This window comes from Vibrio sp. 10N.261.46.E11, assembly GCF_041472735.1.
Lineage (GTDB): Bacteria > Pseudomonadota > Gammaproteobacteria > Enterobacterales > Vibrionaceae > Vibrio.
The window spans coordinates 1-804 of the sequence record NZ_JBFRQW010000107.1 but is presented as its reverse complement, the minus strand read 5'-3'; the positions used below and the strand labels follow the sequence as shown (position 1 = coordinate 804).

Here is an 804-nt window from a genome sequence, read left to right as displayed (position 1 = left end):
TGTCGCACTTATTATCTGAATTCGGGAGTGACATAGGTTGTGCAGGCGAAAGTAATATAGAAAGCAAGAGTAAATCAAGAAGCGCATGCCCAAGTAGAACTTCCAAGCTACCGGAAGAAAAACACAATATAAAGAATGTAAAAGGTAAGACGATGAAACCTAGAAAACTTGAGGTTGGAAAATGAGTGAATATTTTTTTGCAAGAGAGTGTGTCAATTCCCCAATTTACTGTTTTCCAGATGAACACATCGATTCAGTGCCCTTAACGAGTTTTACTTACCCTAAAGCACCTGTTCCCTTGATAGTCGAATTTCTTCCACAAGATGATTATGAAATCCCAGATATACTGAGATGCCAAATTTCTCGATTAATAAAAATGGATTTTCGAAATTAAATTTGAATAACATTTTTGGAATTAATTGGGTCGATATTAAACTTCATGATAAAGGTGAGCATGATTTTCTTATGCTACAAGTTGTCAACGAGATTAAATTGATTGATAGCTCCGAAAGTAAGATCAAGAGGTACCGAAAGGATTCTGATGGTGATGAGATGATTAGTGGTATTCTTAATCTTATATTAGATGAAAAAATAATTCAGACTATACCAGTAGATAGAAGACAGATAGTGGTAGATCCTGGTTGGTTGAAGTGTGTTTTTTTCCATAAAAGTTTAGTTGAAAAAATAAAAAATTCTAAGCTAGTCGGTGTAGAATTTATACCGGCAGACGGCTATTCAGACTTTAGATAGATGAAATCAAATTTTAATTATTTTTATTTAAATAACAATCTTAAAGTAATATGT

Annotated in this window: 1 protein-coding gene and 1 pseudogene; both read left to right on the top strand. The window is 33.0% G+C overall.

Features of this window, described 5'->3' with window-relative positions; all coding sequences use genetic code 11:
- Positions 1 to 185: pseudogene (locus AB4407_RS20910) on the top strand (hypothetical protein); the annotation flags it as partial.
- A gap of 211 nt (positions 186 to 396) precedes the next feature.
- Entirely contained in the window at positions 397 to 750 is a 354-nt protein-coding gene (locus tag AB4407_RS20905; protein ID WP_372121847.1) for a hypothetical protein, read from the top strand.
- The last annotated feature ends 54 nt before the right edge of the window (positions 751 to 804 follow it).